This is a genomic window from Polyangiaceae bacterium (assembly GCA_015075635.1).
Taxonomy (GTDB): Bacteria; Myxococcota_A; Polyangia; order Polyangiales; family Polyangiaceae; genus JADJKB01.
Genome location: JABTUA010000001.1, coordinates 1,676,638 through 1,691,673 on the forward strand (window position 1 = coordinate 1,676,638; position 15,036 = coordinate 1,691,673).

11 protein-coding genes are annotated in these 15,036 nt (G+C 71.2%); 7 read left to right on the top strand and 4 right to left on the bottom strand.

From position 1 onward, the window contains the following. The first annotated feature begins 16 nt into the window (after positions 1 to 16). A complete protein-coding gene (locus tag HS104_07520; GenBank protein MBE7479817.1) occupies positions 17 to 2,200 on the top strand; it encodes a hypothetical protein in 2,184 nt (727 codons plus the stop codon). A 14-nt stretch (positions 2,201 to 2,214) separates the two neighbouring features. Here HS104_07520 and lysA read toward each other — a convergent pair whose 3' ends face one another. After that, the gene (lysA, locus tag HS104_07525; GenBank protein MBE7479818.1) at positions 2,215 to 3,471 is read right to left on the bottom strand and encodes a diaminopimelate decarboxylase; all 1,257 of its coding nucleotides are present in this window, start codon (positions 3,469 to 3,471) and stop codon (positions 2,215 to 2,217) included. A gap of 86 nt (positions 3,472 to 3,557) precedes the next feature. Here lysA and pyk point away from each other — a divergent pair, with 86 nt between their 5' ends. The 4 genes from pyk (at position 3,558) to HS104_07545 (ending at position 9,427) form a co-directional block, all read left to right on the top strand. Continuing rightward, positions 3,558 to 4,958, top strand: a complete 1,401-nt coding sequence (gene pyk / locus HS104_07530; protein ID MBE7479819.1) for a pyruvate kinase — start codon at positions 3,558 to 3,560, stop codon at positions 4,956 to 4,958. 34 nt (positions 4,959 to 4,992) lie between these two features. Beyond that, positions 4,993 to 6,834, top strand: a complete 1,842-nt coding sequence (locus tag HS104_07535; protein MBE7479820.1) for a protein kinase — start codon at positions 4,993 to 4,995, stop codon at positions 6,832 to 6,834. 77 nt (positions 6,835 to 6,911) lie between these two features. Next, the gene (locus HS104_07540; GenBank protein ID MBE7479821.1) at positions 6,912 to 7,871 is read left to right on the top strand and encodes a tetratricopeptide repeat protein; all 960 of its coding nucleotides are present in this window, start codon (positions 6,912 to 6,914) and stop codon (positions 7,869 to 7,871) included. Then, entirely contained in the window at positions 7,871 to 9,427 is a 1,557-nt protein-coding gene (locus HS104_07545) for a CehA/McbA family metallohydrolase (GenBank protein ID MBE7479822.1), read from the top strand. Before HS104_07540 ends, HS104_07545 begins: the two co-directional genes overlap by 1 nt. Here the strand turns inward: HS104_07545 and HS104_07550 are convergent, their stop codons facing one another. The 3 genes from HS104_07550 to HS104_07560 all read right to left on the bottom strand — a co-directional run bounded on the left by HS104_07550 (position 9,428) and on the right by HS104_07560 (position 13,128). Next, the gene (locus HS104_07550; protein MBE7479823.1) at positions 9,428 to 10,168 is read right to left on the bottom strand and encodes a class I SAM-dependent methyltransferase; all 741 of its coding nucleotides are present in this window, start codon (positions 10,166 to 10,168) and stop codon (positions 9,428 to 9,430) included. 63 nt (positions 10,169 to 10,231) lie between these two features. Beyond that, entirely contained in the window at positions 10,232 to 11,785 is a 1,554-nt protein-coding gene (locus HS104_07555) for a tetratricopeptide repeat protein (protein ID MBE7479824.1), read from the bottom strand. Then, the gene (locus tag HS104_07560; protein ID MBE7479825.1) at positions 11,782 to 13,128 is read right to left on the bottom strand and encodes a hypothetical protein; all 1,347 of its coding nucleotides are present in this window, start codon (positions 13,126 to 13,128) and stop codon (positions 11,782 to 11,784) included. Before HS104_07560 ends, HS104_07555 begins: the two co-directional genes overlap by 4 nt. A 58-nt stretch (positions 13,129 to 13,186) precedes the next feature. Here HS104_07560 and HS104_07565 point away from each other — a divergent pair, with 58 nt between their 5' ends. After that, positions 13,187 to 13,657: a pyridoxamine 5'-phosphate oxidase family protein gene (locus HS104_07565; protein MBE7479826.1), complete on the top strand. Its 471-nt coding sequence runs from the start codon at positions 13,187 to 13,189 to the stop codon at positions 13,655 to 13,657. Further along, on the top strand, positions 13,654 to 15,036 hold the full coding sequence (locus HS104_07570; GenBank protein MBE7479827.1) for a GAF domain-containing protein: 1,383 nt from the start codon (positions 13,654 to 13,656) through the stop codon (positions 15,034 to 15,036). The genes HS104_07565 and HS104_07570 overlap by 4 nt, the downstream gene beginning before the upstream one ends.

A 15,036-nucleotide genomic window follows, 5' to 3' on the forward strand; every position in this document is an offset into this window, starting at 1 on the left:
CCCAGGAGCGGCAAGCATGGAGGGTCGAGAGCCAGGAAGGAGCGCACTATCGCACTACGCGCTCCGCCTAGCCGACCTGCTCAGGCAGCTGCCCGAGCGGGAGCTGTCGTCCTTGATCGACCGCATGGAGATCGCGGTCGATCAGGCCAAGCGCATCGACGTCGCGTCGCAGGTGGCGCGGGCGCTGGTCTCTCTGCCCGAGGTCCGGGACCCGGCCGGGTACCTGCCCGGTGCGACCGCGGAGCTCTTGTTTCGCATCGCCGAGGCGAAAGGCGTGCTCGTCCTGGACGCGCTGCCCCCGGCGGTGGCGCCGCTGGTCCATCGGGGCATCGTGTTCGCACGGGGCGGAAACCACGGCGGGGTCGAGCTGATCCTCCCCATCGCCTACATGGTCCAGGTGCGGAGCTGGCAGGGCGACGATCCGCGCGGCGCCCGTGCGCTCTTGGCTCAGGCGAGCCCCGAGGTCGCGAGTAGCATCGCCTCGCACTACCTGGGGCGTCCGGCTACACCGCCCCTGGCGCTCTCGCTCGAGCCGGCTTGGGAGGTCATGAACGACCCGCAGGCGCTCGCCAAGGAGGTGGAGGCGCTGGCCCCCCTCGAGCGCAAGCTGCTCAAGGCGGTCGAGAAGGTGGGCGGCGAGGTCGACACCGAGGAGCTGCTCGACCTGGAGCGCGAGCCGATGCGCCTGCGCGGCGCAACCGGCGCGACGCCCTCGCGTCGTGGGGTGGGCTTCGCGCTGGAGCGCCGCGGATTCTTGATCCCGGTGTACCCGAACCGGCACGTCGTTCCGACGGAGGTGGCGGCGGTGGTGGGCGCGCAGCGCCGCGCCGAGCGCGATGCGCAGCGCCGCGAGATCTTGAGCTACGTGCTCGCGGAGGACCACGCGCCGCGCCGCGCGCGCTTCGCGGAGGATCCGGTGCCGCTGGCGCTCGCCTTGGCGCTGGCGGTGCGCGACCCCTCGGTGGACGTGCGTCCCGGGGTCGGCACCCCGCGGTCGCTCGTCTCGAAGCTCGCCACGCGCTTCGGCAAGCATCCGGACTCGGTCGCGCTGATCGCGGCGCTGAGCCGGGCAATGGGGCTCTGGGACGCTTCGGTGATCAGCGTCACCTCACCGCCGGGCGCGAGCCGCGTCGGCGATCTCGGGCGCCTGCTGTTCGAGACCTGGCTGCGCGGTGGCGCCTGGGACGAAGCACGACCCGACGGAGAGGTGCTGCGCGTCACTGCCGAGGCCCGGGAGGCGAGCGCGGTGGGCGTGCTTCGCCGCATCGTGCTCGACGCGCTGCGCGAGCTCGGCGACGGGCGCTGGGCACCGTGGGAGGCCGTCGCGGCGTTCGTTCGCGCCGACTCGCGCACGCCCGGGCTGGCGCGGCTGCTCGAGCGCTGGGCCCAACGAGCGGGCGTCGAGGTCTCGACCCCGGCGGAGATCGCTCAGCGCATCGCCTGCGAGACGCTGCATTCCCTCGGGGTGGTCGACCTCGGGGATCCCTCCGACGACTCGGAGCGTCCGACCCTGCGCATCACGCCCCGCGGCCGCGCCTACATCACGGGCACCGCGCTGCCCAACCCGGACGCGCAGCGGGAGGGCAGCCGCTTCGTCGATGGTCAGGTCTTGCGCATCGGCCCGGCGGACCGCATCGGCAGCGTCGTAGCGCTCTCCCCGCTGATCGAGATCGGCTCAGTCACTGGAAGCCTCGATGTCAGCGTGACCCAACACACCCTCTCGCTGGCCCTCGCCGCGGGCTTCGACGCCGACAACCTCAAGGGCCGGCTCGAGGCGCTGGCCCAGCTGCCGGACCCCATCGAGCGCATGCTGACGCAGGCCTCGGCGGTGCTCGGCCGTGCGGAGTACGTGCCGACCCAGGGCTTTTTGTGGGTCGAGGACAACGAGATCCGCGAGATGCTTCGGACGCGCCGGCAGACCGCCGATCTGTTCGTCGATCCGTCGCCGCCCGCCGGGCTCCTGCTGAGTCCAGGCACCGACATCGAGCGGGTGGCGCGGCGCTGTCGATCGCTCGGGGTGGAGGTGGTGGTCGACGGCGAAGTCTACCGCACGCGCAGCCTGACCCCGCCGCCGCGCAACGGGAGCGCCGCGCGGCGCTACGACCGCACCGAACCTCCGACCAGCAACATCGCGCGAAAGCACACCGGGACGCGGCGGCGCTCGTCCACTCAGACCCCGGCGCTGAAGCGCAAGCCGTAGCGCGTGCGTCTCCCTCAGGCTTCCAGCCGCCGCTTCACCCAGCTCTGGACGCCGGGCGAGGCCGAGACGTGGGCGCCCTTGCCCCGGCTGACGAAGACCTCGGCGGGCAACGCGCGGCCGTTGTACTCGCTCGCCATCGTGAAGCCGTAGGCCCCGGCGTCTCGCACCACGATCCGCGCCGGGACGCTCGGCCCCAAGGCATGGAGCCCGAAGTCGTCGGCGCTCTCGCACACCGGTCCCACCACCTGCCACTCGGGCGCCGAGGGCGCGCGCTCCAGCGGTTCGATGCGGTGACGGGCGGCGTAGAGCGCGGGACGGATCAGATCGTTCATCCCCGCGTCGATCAGACACCAGCGGCGCGCCCCGCTCTGCTTCGACTGCACGACGCCCGCGACGAGCACGCCGAAGGGCGCGACCAGCGCGCGTCCGGGCTCCACCACCAGCGCGAGCTCGCCGAGGCCTTGCTCGCGCAACAGCGCGAGCGCAGCGCGCACGAACGCGGGCGGAGCGTCGACGGGCGCGCCGCCGTAATCGATGCCGAAGCCGCCGCCGAAGTCCACGAATTCGAGGGCGTTCCCGGCCCCCAGGCGCTCCTTGGCGACGCCACACACCACGCGCGCGCTCTCCAGGTAGGGGGCCGGCGTCGCCAGCATCGAGCCGACGTGGGTGGACAGCCCGGCGAGCCGGAGTGCGCTGCCGGCCCGCTCGAGCTCCGCGAACGCAGCGGCCAGATCCCGGGCCACGATGCCGAACTTCGCCTCGTCGTGTCCGGTGGCGATGTGAGCGTGGGAGTCGATCTCGACGTCCGGGTTGATGCGCAGGCTGACGCGGGCGGTCTTGCCGAGCGCGCGGGCTCGCGCCGCCACCCGCGCGACCTCCTCGACGCTCTCCAGCTGGATGGCGCGAATGTCGCGGGAGATGGCCAGGTCGAGCTCCCAGTCGAGCTTCGCGACGCCGCTCATCACGATGCGATCCGGCGGCATGCTCCCGCCGAGTGCGACCTCGAGCTCGCCGCCGCTCACCACGTCGGCGCCACCGCCGGCACCGGCGACTGCCCGGACCACGCTCCCCGCCGTGTTGGCCTTCACGGCGTACGCCACCAGGCCCGGCGAGTCATCGAAGGCCGTCACCAGCTCGCGAGTCGCCCGGCTGATGCCGTCGAGGTCGTAGAAGTAGGCGGGAGTCGGGATCCGGGCCTCCTCCAAGAGCTCGGCGAGAGACCTGCCGCCCAGGGTGGCGCCCCCGCGTTCGTCGCGTGCAAATCCGGACATGGCCCGGCTTATAGCGTCTTTTGCCGGCGTTTGCCTCGTGAGCGTTCTCCCCCAGGCGGCCGTGTGCTGTGGCACCATGACGCCTGATGACTCTCCGCCGCGCCAAGATCGTCTGCACTCTGGGGCCGGCGGTGCAGACCCCCGAGCGCATCGCCGAGCTGATCGCGGCGGGGATGGACGTAGCGCGCTTGAACTTCTCCCATGGCACCCACGCGGACCACGGGCGCATGGTCGAGCTGATCCGGGATGCGAGCGCCACGGCGGGCAAGCCGGTGGCCATCCTGCAAGACCTGTGCGGCCCCAAGATTCGCACCAGCAGCGTGGTGCCTTCGAGCCTGGAGGTGGGGCAGAGCGTCGATCTGGTGGCGCGCGCTCCGGGGGACGACAAGACCATCGGCGTCGACTACGACGGCCTGCACGAAGATCTGCGCGCCGGCGACCGCATCCTGCTCGGCGACGGCCAGGTCGAGCTTCGGGTCGAGCAGGTGGCCGACGAGCGGGTCATGGCGCGGGTGGACCACGGGGGCGCGCTGCGCGCGCGCATGGGCGTGAACCTGCCGTCGCACCGCGTGCGCTTCGGCGGACTGACCCAGAAGGATCGCGAGGACCTGGCGTTCGGTCTCGGTCTCGGTGTGGACTACGTGGCCCTCTCGTTCGTGCGCAGCGCCGCCGACGTGGAGGAGCTGCGCGAGCTGTGCGCGGGACACGGCCGGCCCACGCCCATCGTGGCCAAGATCGAGACCCCGAGCGCCGTGGAGTCCATCGAGTCCATCGTGCAGGCAGCGGACGCGGCCATGGTCGCCCGCGGCGATCTGGGCGTGGAGCTCCCGCCGGAGCGGGTGCCGGTGGTGCAGCGCCAGATCATCGGGACCTGTCGGGCGCTCAAGAAGCCCGTGATCGTCGCGACGGAGATGCTGCAATCGATGGTGGACGCGCCGCGCCCGACCCGAGCCGAGGCCAGCGACGTGGCCGGGGCGGTGTTCGGCGGGGCGGACGCGGTGATGCTGTCCGGGGAGACGGCGACCGGGAAGTTCCCGATCCGGGCCTGCCAGATGATGGACCGCATCATCCGAGAGGCCGAGGCGAGCCCGTTCTTCCAGCCCGTGCCTTCGGAGCGCGGGAGCGCCACCGCAGAGGCCATCGCCCATGCCGCGTGCAGCATTGCCCGGGAAGTCGGCGCCAAGGTCATCGTGGCTCTCACCGAGAGCGGGGGCACCGCTCGCCTGGTCTCCAAGGCCCGACCCATGGTTCCGCTCGTGGCCCTGTCGCCGGACGAGCGGACTCTGCGCCGTCTCGCGCTATTCTGGGGCGTGTCGCCCCGAGCCCTGGACGTCGTGACCGACCTCGAGGTCCTGGCGGCGCGTACCCGCGCGCTGCTCGTCGACAGCGGCATGGTCGCTGTCGGCGACCGCTTCGTGATCGTGTACGGCGCGCCGGTCGGGGGGCGGGGCTCGACCAACGCGCTGCGCGTCGAGGTGGTGAAGTGAGCCGAGTCGCGTCGCGCGGTTGGGAGGCGGGCTAGTGCCGCTCGTCGCCGAACTGATCCCGAAGCTCGAGAAGTACGAGGTGCTCGAGGAGATCGGACATGGCGGCATGGCGACGGTGTACCGCGCTCGCGATCGGCGCCTGGGCCGCGACGTCGCGATCAAGGTCATCCACAAACACCTGCGCGAGAACAAGGAAGTGGGCTTGCGCTTCGTCAGCGAGGCTCGCGCGGTCGCCAAGCTCAAGCACCCGAACATCGTCGAGGTCTACGACGTCTCGGACGAGGCCGATGACGAGCGCTACCTGGTGGTGGAGCTCGTGCCCGGCACGACGCTTCGCAAGCTCTTGGCCGAGCGCGGCCACATGCCCGCCGAGGTCGCCGCGGCCATGGCCATCGAGATCGGCGCGGCGCTCGAGCACGCCCACGAGCAAGGCGTGATCCACCGCGACGTGAAGCCCGAGAACGTGCTGGTCGATTTCTCGGATCGCTCGTCGAGCAAGCGCGGAGCGTCGCAGGAGCGACCGGCGGACGCCGAGTCGGGCAGGGTGAAGATCACCGACTTCGGCATCGCGAAGCTGCTCGACGCCCAGGGCGTGACCAGCACCGGTCAAGTGCTCGGCTCGCCGGCGCACATGGCCCCGGAGCAGATCGAGGGCGGCGACGTGACCGCCCGCGCGGACGTGTTCGGCCTCGGCGTGCTGCTCTACGAGTGCCTGGTGGGTCGGCTGCCGTTCGACGGGAAGAACCCCGCTCAGGTGCTGCGCAAGGTGCTCGACGGGACCTTCACGCCGCCGGAGCGCGCGCGCCCTACGGTGGGCGCGGGGCTGAGCAAGATCGTGGAGCGCGCCTTGGCGCGCGAGCCGGAGGGCCGCTACCCGAGCTGCGGGGAGCTGTGCGAAGCCCTGCGCAAGGAGCTGGCGTCCGTCGGCTTCGACAACCCGCGGCGCGAGCTGGTCGAGTACCTCACCTCGCCGGAGAGCTACGCCGCGGACTACGAAGGCCGCGTGGTCCGGCGTCTGGTCGAGCTGGGTAAGAAGGCGCGCGCGGCGCGGCAGGCCCCTGCCGCCGCCGCCTACTTCAACCGCGCGCTGGCGTTTCGCCCCGACGACGCCGAGCTCTTGAAACAGGTCGCGGGGCTCGCGCAGAGCGAGCGGCGCCGGCGCCTGGGCGCGCGTGCCGGTGCGGTCTTCGCCATGAGCGTGGTGCTGGGCAGCGTCGCCTACGGCGTGAGCCGGCAGGCGCGGCAGCCGGTCCTCTTGCCGGATCCCGATCCGAGCGCCGAGCGTGTGGTGCGCCCCGGACCGAGCGCGCCGCCGCTGGCCCCGCGAGCCTCGGCGAGCGCCCAACCGGCGCCGAGCGAGCGCCCCGTGACGGCGCCCAAGCTGCCGGTCGTTGGGCCCTTGCCGAGCGCGGGGCCGACGGAGACGCGCAAGGTGATGATCGTGGTGACCGGCGCGCGCTCGGGGGTGGTCAAGGTCGACGGACAGGCGGTCGACGGCTGGTTCGGCAAGACGCTCGAGCTCGCGGTCGGCAAGCACACCCTCGAAGTCGTGCCTCCCAACAGCGATTGCTGCGTCAACCAGGGGCCCAGGGCCTTCGACGTTACCGCCGGCACCAGCGTGCTCACGATCCACGGGGCCGCCCCGTTCAAGCCCGCCTCGCTCGCGCTCGCGGGCCCCGAGGGCTCCGAGGCCGAGTGCCCGCTGCTGTTCAGCGGCAAGCTCTTGGGTGGGAGCTCGATCACGGTCAAGATCCCCGGCCCCGAATCGACGGTGAAGGGCAGCTGCACGATCGTCGGCCCGCCCGCCGGTTCGGCGCCAAAAGCCGCCAAGGTCGAGCTCGGCCCGGGCCAGTCTCGACAGCTCGCCTGGCCCTAGGAGGTTGACGCGCCCGCTGCCGCGTTCGAACCTCGGTTTCGGCGCGCTCCGAACGGTCGTTCGAAGCCGCGGCCAAGATGCCCCCGGCTCGAATCCGCCCACCCCTGCTCGGTCTGCTCTTGGCGCTCGCGCTGACGCCATCCCGCGCGTCGGCCCAGGCGGGTGGCCTCAGCGACGAGGCCGAGCTCGCGCGAGCCATCACGCTCTACGACGCTGGCAGGTACGCCGACTGCGTCAAGGAGTTCGCGGACCTCGTCGGCAGTGAGCCGCGCAAGCTTCAAGACCCCGAAGTGCTCGAGCGCGCGCGCATCTACTACGCCGCGTGTCTGATCGGCAACGGTCAGGTCCCCGAGGCGGAGGCGCAGATGCGCGCCGCCATCCGTCAGAACCCGCAGATGCGCGCGCCGGACAGCTTGGTCTTCCCCGCGACCGTCATCGATCGCTTCTTCCAGGTGCGGGACTCGCTGGTCGACGAGATCAAGAAGGCGCAGGCCGAGGAGCTCGCCAAGAAGCGCGCCGCCGCGGAGGAGGCCGCGCGCCGAGCGCTCGCCGAGCGCCGCCGCGTCGAGCGACTCGAAGAGCTGGCGAGCCGCGAAGTCGTGGTCGAAAAGAACGACCGCTGGATCGCGGCTTTGCCCTTCGGCGTGGGGCAGTTCCAGAACCGCGACCCGCTCCTGGGCTACCTGTTCCTGGGGGCCGAGGTGGCGCTGGCTGGCACCGCGCTCACGGCGATGGTCATCGAGCTGGATCTCAACGCTCGCGCCGACGACGACCCGCCGCCAGATCCCTCGGACTTGAAAAACAAACTCCGCTCGGCCCACCAGGTGCTGACCATCTCGAGCTGGGGCTTTGTGGGCGTGGCCGCCGTGGGCGTGCTACAGGCTCAGTTGGCGTTCGTTCCGGAGTTCCGTGACACCGTGAAGAAACCGCTCAGCCCCGACTTGCGCCGCACGCCGGATGCGCCGGTGGTCTCGTTGCGTCCGTTGGCGCTGCCCACCGCCGGGGGAATGGAGCTCGGCGTAGTCGGTCGCTTCTGATGCGACCGCCGGACCTGCTCGTCCCCGGTCTGGCTCTCGCGCTGGCTGCGGGGCTGTTCAGCCACGCCTGCGGTCGCGCGCCGAGCCGTGAGCTCGAAGGTCTCGGCGTGGACTCCGGAGCGAGCCCGCTCCCGTCGGCGAGCCCGCAGGAGCCGGCGCCGAAGCAGCGGGGCAACGTCAGCTTCTCCGTCCGCGACCCGTCCGGGCAGTCCATCCCGTGCAAGCTCACGTTGCTCGGGCGGGACGGGACGCCGAACCCGGACTTGGGCATGGGTCTGCCCACCGCCGCCATCGACGGGGGGATGGTGGCTTACCATCGGGTCTTCTCCCTGAGCGGCAGCGGCGCCTTCGTGCTGCCCAAGGGCAGCTACGACGTCTACGTCAGCCGTGGCCTCGAGTGGAGCCTGCACGTCGAAGAGCTCCGTGTGGGCGAGGACCCCATCTCCATCACGCCCACGCTGACCAAGGTCGTGGTCCGGGAGGGCTGGCTCAGCGCGGACATGCACGTCCACGCCGCGCCATCCTGGGACTCGAGCGTGCCGATGCCCGCGCGTGTCTACGAGTTCGCCGCTGAAGGCGTGGACGTGTTGGTCTCCACCGATCACAACATCGTGACGGACTACCGCCCGGAGATCGAGCGAGCGGGTGCGCGGGACCTGCTCGGCACCGTCGCCGGATCGGAGATCAGCACCACGGACTGGGGGCACTTCGGGGCATTCCCCATGCGCGACGAGAACGACTGGTGGGTCCTGCACGGCGTGCGCATGAACGGCATGCGTCCAGACGAGCTGCTCGGAGCGCTCCGGCGCCATGGACCGAGCGCGCTCGTCACGGTGAACCATCCCCGCCTGGGCAAGATGGGCTACTTCAGCGTGGGCGGCTTCGATCCCAGGTCCGGTCGCTTCACCAAGAACCGCGTGTCGTTCGAGTTCGACGCCATCGAGGTGATGAACGGGGCCAAGCACGGCTCCGCGCAGGCCGTGGAGCGGGTGCTCGCGGACTGGTTCGGGCTGCTCAGGAGCGGCCGCAGGGTCACCGCCGTCGGCAACTCGGACACTCACGAAATCCAGACCAGCTACGCCGGCTATCCGCGCAACTACGTGCGCCTCGACGACCCCGTGCCCGCCGTGGACGGTGACCGCATGGCCGCCGCCTTCCGCGAGGGCCACTCGTTCTTCAGCTCCGGCCCCTTCGTCGAGGCCCGCGTCGCCGACAAGTCGTACGGGGAGCTGGTTCGCGCTCGGGATGGCCGCGTCAACCTTGAGCTCAAGCTCTGGGCACCGGACTGGGTCTCGGTCTCGCGCCTCAGGATCTACGTGAACGGTGAGGTGAAGCGCGATCTCGCGGTTCCGGCGGGGACGGGGCCGGTGCGCTTCTCCGACACGGTCGCGGTCGAGGCGCCCACCGACGCCTTCGTCGTCGTGCGCGTGGACGGTGACCGCGCGCTGCCGCCCATCGTGGGCGGCCCGGGGGACGAGCCGCTCACCCCCATCGCCATCACCAACCCCATCTACGTGGACGCGGACGGCGACGGGAAGTATCGGGCCGGTCGCTGATCAACCCCGCTTGCGGATCGCCGCGATCCAGAAGCCTCCCAGGTACTTGAACGGCGAGTCGCAGAGAGCGCGCTCGGCGGCGCGGAAGAAGCGGCGCCCCACCGGGTGCTTCATCATCTTGGCGGTCGGCGTGGCGATGCGGACGCCGCGGGAGTCCACGATGTGGCAGCCCGGCGGCAGCAGCCTCTCGACCGCCCGCGGCGAGTCGTAGCGGGTGTAGACGTGGCCTTCGTGGGTCGCGTCGGCGATGCGCCCGGGGGGCGCCAGGCGCTTGGCCAGGCCGCGGAAGCTGTACGGGTTGTAGAACTCGGCAATCAGCACGCCTCCCGGGCGTGTGACCCGCGCCATCTCCGACAGGGCCACACGGATGTCCGGGATGTGAGCCAGCACCTTGAACGAGCAGGTCACGTCGAAGCTCTCGTGGGCGAAGGGCAGCTCCGTGGCCGAGCCGAGCACCACGTCGAGCCCCCGCGCCTGCGCCTTCTCCAGCATGCCCGGCGAGAGATCGACGCCGCGGGCGCTCCTCGCGAAGCGCCCGATGCGCGACAGTACCAGCCCGGTGCCGCAGCCCACCTCGAGCACGTCGCGATCGCGGCCGTAGCGCTCGACGAACTCCGCTTCGAGCTCGTCGAGGAGGTCGTGGTAGCCGCCCGGGTCGTTGTCTCCGCGGTGGCTCTCGTATTCCTCGGCGAAGGCGTCGTAATAGGCCCGGTTCGACTCGTGGCTGCCGCTGGCGTCCATGACGCGGCGAAAGGTGTCGCCGAAACGGCCCCGGGGCAAGTCTTGGCCCGACTTGGGCCGCGCTCAGGGACGCGCGCCGCTCTGCCTGGCTTCTTCCGGGAAACGTCGGACGAGCTCGTCGAACAGCGCCCTGGCCTCGGTCGTCCGACCCTGGCGGGAGAGCACGCGCACCAGGTTCGCGTAGATCTTGGGATCGTCGGGCCAGCGCAGGCGCCCAGCCGCGAGCACCGCCTCGGCTCCCTCGAGGTCACCGGTCTCTACCCGCAGCTTGGCCAGGTTGTTGGTGGCGCGACGGCCGACCTCGTCGCGTCCGCGGCTGCGCACCAGGGCGAGCTCGTAGAGGCGGAGCGCGCCGGGAATGTCGCGCCCTTCCTCGAGCGCGCTCGCGAGCTGGTAAGGCGCGGTGGGCGAGAGCCGGGTCTTTGCCGTCGCGTCCGCGAACGCGCGCTCGCTCGAGGCAAAGACGTACGCGCGCTCCGCCGTCGCGAGCCCGAGGCCCAAGAGCACGAGCGGAGCCAGCGCGAAGCTCGGGCTCCGGACCGAGTCGAAGAGCGCGCCGAAGAGCAGCGCCGCGCCGAGCAGCGACAGGAACAGGTAGCGATCGGCCATCTGGTTCTGGAGCGGGAAGACGAGCTGACTCACCGGCAGGAGCGGAACGAAGAACGCGAGGAAGGACGCGAGGCCGAGCGGGCGAGCGCGGCGCAGCCACAGGTACGCGCCCGCGGCGCCCCAGCCCATGACGAGCCCCAGCGCGAGCAGGGTGGTGACGCCGAGGCGCGCGACCACCGGGACGTCGTGCACCAGGCTGAGCGCCGGCGGAAAGAACAGGCAGCCCACGTAGCGCCAGACCACCGGCGCCATGCTGAGCGCCTGGGTGAGCGTGCTGCCGCCGGCTGGCGGTTGGGTCATTCCGACCAGATCGCCGACCGCGGTATGGACCAGGAGCGCGCCGAACGCGACTGCACCTGCGCCGGCGTAGATGCGGAGATCCGGGCGACGGCGCGCGAGCAGGTCTTGCACGACGAGCAGGCCGGCGGCCACCACCGTCATCGACTTCGACAGGTGGGCCGAGAGGAGCAGGGCAGGCACTGCCCAGAGCCTCTGCCGGCTCGTCCCCGCGTGCACCGCCATCGCCGCCGCCACGAACAGGAGGGCAAGCACGTCCTTCCTCCCGGACAGCCAGGCCACACTCTCGACGTGCACGGGGTGGAGCGCGAAGACCCAGGCCGCGACCTCGGCGGGCACCGGCCGCCCGAGTGTCCGGCGGAGCGCGCTGCGCAAGAGCAGCATCGCTGCGACGTAGAGCGCGAGCGCCGAGGCGCGCAGGCCACCCGGGGACAGATCGAACAGGCGCGCCTCGAGCCAGAGCTCCGTGTCTCGCACGGGCAGATACTCCGCGCCCAGCTCGAGCCGGGTCTCGGGGGAAAAATCGCGCCAGATGCGCCCGAGCGCGGACGGGCTCGGGTCGGCGAGCACGCGGTTGTCGCGGATCAGCCAGGGATCGTCCCAGTTGAGGAATCCGCCGGAGAGCGAGGGCAAGTAGGCGAGCAGGACGGCGAGCGCGAGCAGGTAGGGCGCGAGGCTCTGCCAGCGCCGGCTGAGGTCTCCGCCCGTCACTCGGAGCTTCCGTAGACCAGCGGCGAGAACCAGCGCACCGCCACCGCCGAGGGCGTCTCGCCGGTCCGCGCAGCCTCGCGCAAGAGATCGCGCGTCCCGTCGCCCGCCGCGCGCGAGATGTCCGTCTGCACCTTGGCGAAGCTCGCGAGATCGCGCTTCTGGTAGACCTCCCAGCCCGTGAGGATCCCTCCCATCGTGTAGGTGAAATCCGGCTGGAACAGCACGCCGCGTGCGGCGAGCAGCTCGGCGAGCTCGAGCTCTTCTTCGGTCGAGCTCGCCGCGAGCTGGTTGTTCGCCGCGCCATAGATCATCGCGCAGCGCAGCTCGCCGATGTTGCGCGCGTCGAGCACGCCGCCGAGCGCGCACGGCGAGAGCACGTCGCAGTCCGTGTACAGGACGCGCTCCGGGTTGGTCACGACGAGCTTCGGGAGGCGGGCCCGCGCCATCTCGACGCGCTCCGGATCGGGATCGGCACCGATGATCTCCGCGCCCTCCGCGGCGAGCTCCACGGCGAGCTCGAGGCCCACCGAGCCGAGCCCCTGGAGCGCGACCCGCTTTCCCTTCAGGCTGCGCGCGCCGTAGCGGTGCTCGGCGGCGGCCGCGAGCGCCGCGCGGACGCCGGCCGCCGTGGGCCCTGCGGTGGAGCCGAGCGGGCTCGACCTGCCGCACAGGGCGTGGGGAGTCACCCGCGAGAGCGCGTCGAGCAAGTCCGGCTCGAGGCCGATGTCGGGTCCGGTCATCAGCTGGCCGCGGTCCACGCAGAAGGCGATGAAGCCGACGCGAGCCGCGTCGGACGCCGGAAACGGGGCGGCCGAGAGCGTGGTCTTGCTGCCTCCGAAAGGGACCCCGGCGGCGGCGCACTTGAACGACATGGCGCGCGACAGGTTCAGCCCGTCGGCGAGGGCCTCGCCCTCGGCGACGCCCGGCGGAAGGCGGCGGATGCCGCCGGCGCGGAGCGCGTGGAAGCCGTTCCGTCGGCCGAGCGCCGTCGAGTGCACGAAGTGGCAGACCTCCACGCCGAGGCCCGAGTGGCGCCGCATCACGAAGAGCTCGTGCCGCCCCCGGCGCATCCCCTCCGAGAGCGCGGCCAGCGCGCCCTCGGCGCCGCGCTCGGCGAGGAGCGCGCGAGCCGCCGCGTCGCCCAGGACCTCTGGCTCGCGACACGTCAACTGATCGCTGCTGAAGCGCCGACCGTATCCCGAGAAGTCCTGACCTGGGTCCCACTCGCGGCTGACCGAGCAGACGACCTCGTCGCCCTGCCGCAGGACCGAGAGCGTGGTGAGATCGCTCTGCTCGAGGACGCTCGACAGGCTCATGACCCGCGGGACAGGCTTGCGAAGCATGGGCGCCGCGTCAACCCTGCTGAAATCCGCCAGAAGATTGGTCTAGGATGCGCGGTCCATGATCTCCGACGCGCTCCGTCAGCTCCTTCGAGGCGGAGTGTCGACCATGCTGGGGACGCGCGACGCACAGCTCGTCCCCGAGTGCGCGCGTGCTGTGGGTTGCGTCGTGCACGCGGACGGGCGTCGTTTGACTCTGTTCTTGCCGCAGGCAACGGCGGCGCGCAGCGTGGCGAATCTGCGCGACAACGGGCAAGTGGCCGTGACCTTCTCCGAGGTTCCGACGCACCGCACCCGGCAGCTCAAGGGCCGCGCGGTCGTGGTCCGCGAAGCGACGAACGCGGAGCGCGCGATCATGGAGCGCTACGTCGAGGCATTCGCCAAGGAGCTCGACATCGTGGGCTTGCCCCCGAGCGTGTCGCGGAGGATCGCGTTCCTGCCGGCCCACGCCGTCGAGATCGAGGTGACGGAGGTCTTCGACCAAACGCCGGGGCCCGGCGCCGGAGCGCGGCTCGCCGCGAGCGAAGCGTGACGCTGGCGCTCGAAGACCTGAATCGCTGCTTCCAGGGCGTGATCCCCTGCAGCATCGCCACCTGCTCCAAGAGCGGCGTGCCCAACATCACGCTGGTCTCGCAGGTGAAGCTGATCGACGCGCGCCGCGTCGCGCTCTCTTGCCAGTTCTTCAACAAAACGCGGCAAAACGTCGAAGAGAACCCGCGCGCCTGCCTTCAGATCTACGACCCGCTGACCTTCGACGCCTACCGGCTCCTGTGTCGCTTCGACCACTCCGAGAAGGAGGGCCCGCTATTCGACGAGATGTCCCTGCGCATCGACGCCATCGCCTCGCACACGGGCATGAGCGGCATCTTCCGGCTCTTGTCCGCGGACGTCTACGAGGTGCTGGAGCTCGAGCGCATCGAAGGCTTCTTGCGCCCGCCCGAGCCATGCGACGAACCCGAGCTCGCCGAGAAGCCGCCGGGGCCCATCACCGAGCTCCGGGGCTTGCAGTCGGTCTCGTCGAGCATCAACCTGGCGCGGGACCTGGGCGAGCTGCTCGAGTCGGCGCTCGACGCGCTGGACCGGCTCTTTCACTTCTCTCATTCGATGGTGCTCTTGCCGGACGAGACCGGGAGGCGCCTGTTCACGATCGCTTCGCATGGCTTCGGCGAGAGCGGCATCGGCGCCGAGGTCAGCGTGGGAGAAGGCCTGATAGGCACGGTGGCCGAGCAGCGCCGGCTGATCAGCATGAGCGCGACGGACGAGCTCTTGCGCTACGGGCGGGCGGTGCGGGACCGGGTGAGCGCCACCGACGGCTCGGCGGCGCTCACGCCGGAGATCCCGCTGCCCGGGCTCTCCGACGCGCGCAGTCACATGGCGCTGCCGCTCCTGCTCCAGGACAAGTTGGTGGGCGTGCTCGCCGTCGAGAGCCGGGATCCGCTGTGCTTTCAGCGTTGGCACGAGGCGTTCCTGGCCGTGATCGGCAACCAGATCGCCATCGGCATCGACCACATGCAGAGCCGCGACGACGAGGAGCTCGAGCCGCCGAGCCAGCTGGCTCCCGCCCCCGGACCGGCGGCGCAGCGAACACGCGTGTTCCGCTTCTACAAGAACGACGACTGCGTGTTCGTGGACGGCGAGTACTTGATCCGCAACGTGCCCGGCAAGATCCTGTGGAAGATCTTGAAGGAGCACCAGGCGGGGCGAGAGACCGAGTTCTCCAACCGCGAGCTGCGCCTGGACACCACGCTCGGCCTGCCGCCCATCAAGGACAACCTCGAGAGCCGGCTGATCCTCCTGCGCAAGCGGCTCGAGCAGAAGTGTCCGGACGTCCGCATCGTGCCGACGCGCCGGGGCCGCTTCATGCTCGAGGCCACGAGCGCCGTCGTGCTGGAAGAGCGCGAGTGCGGCTGA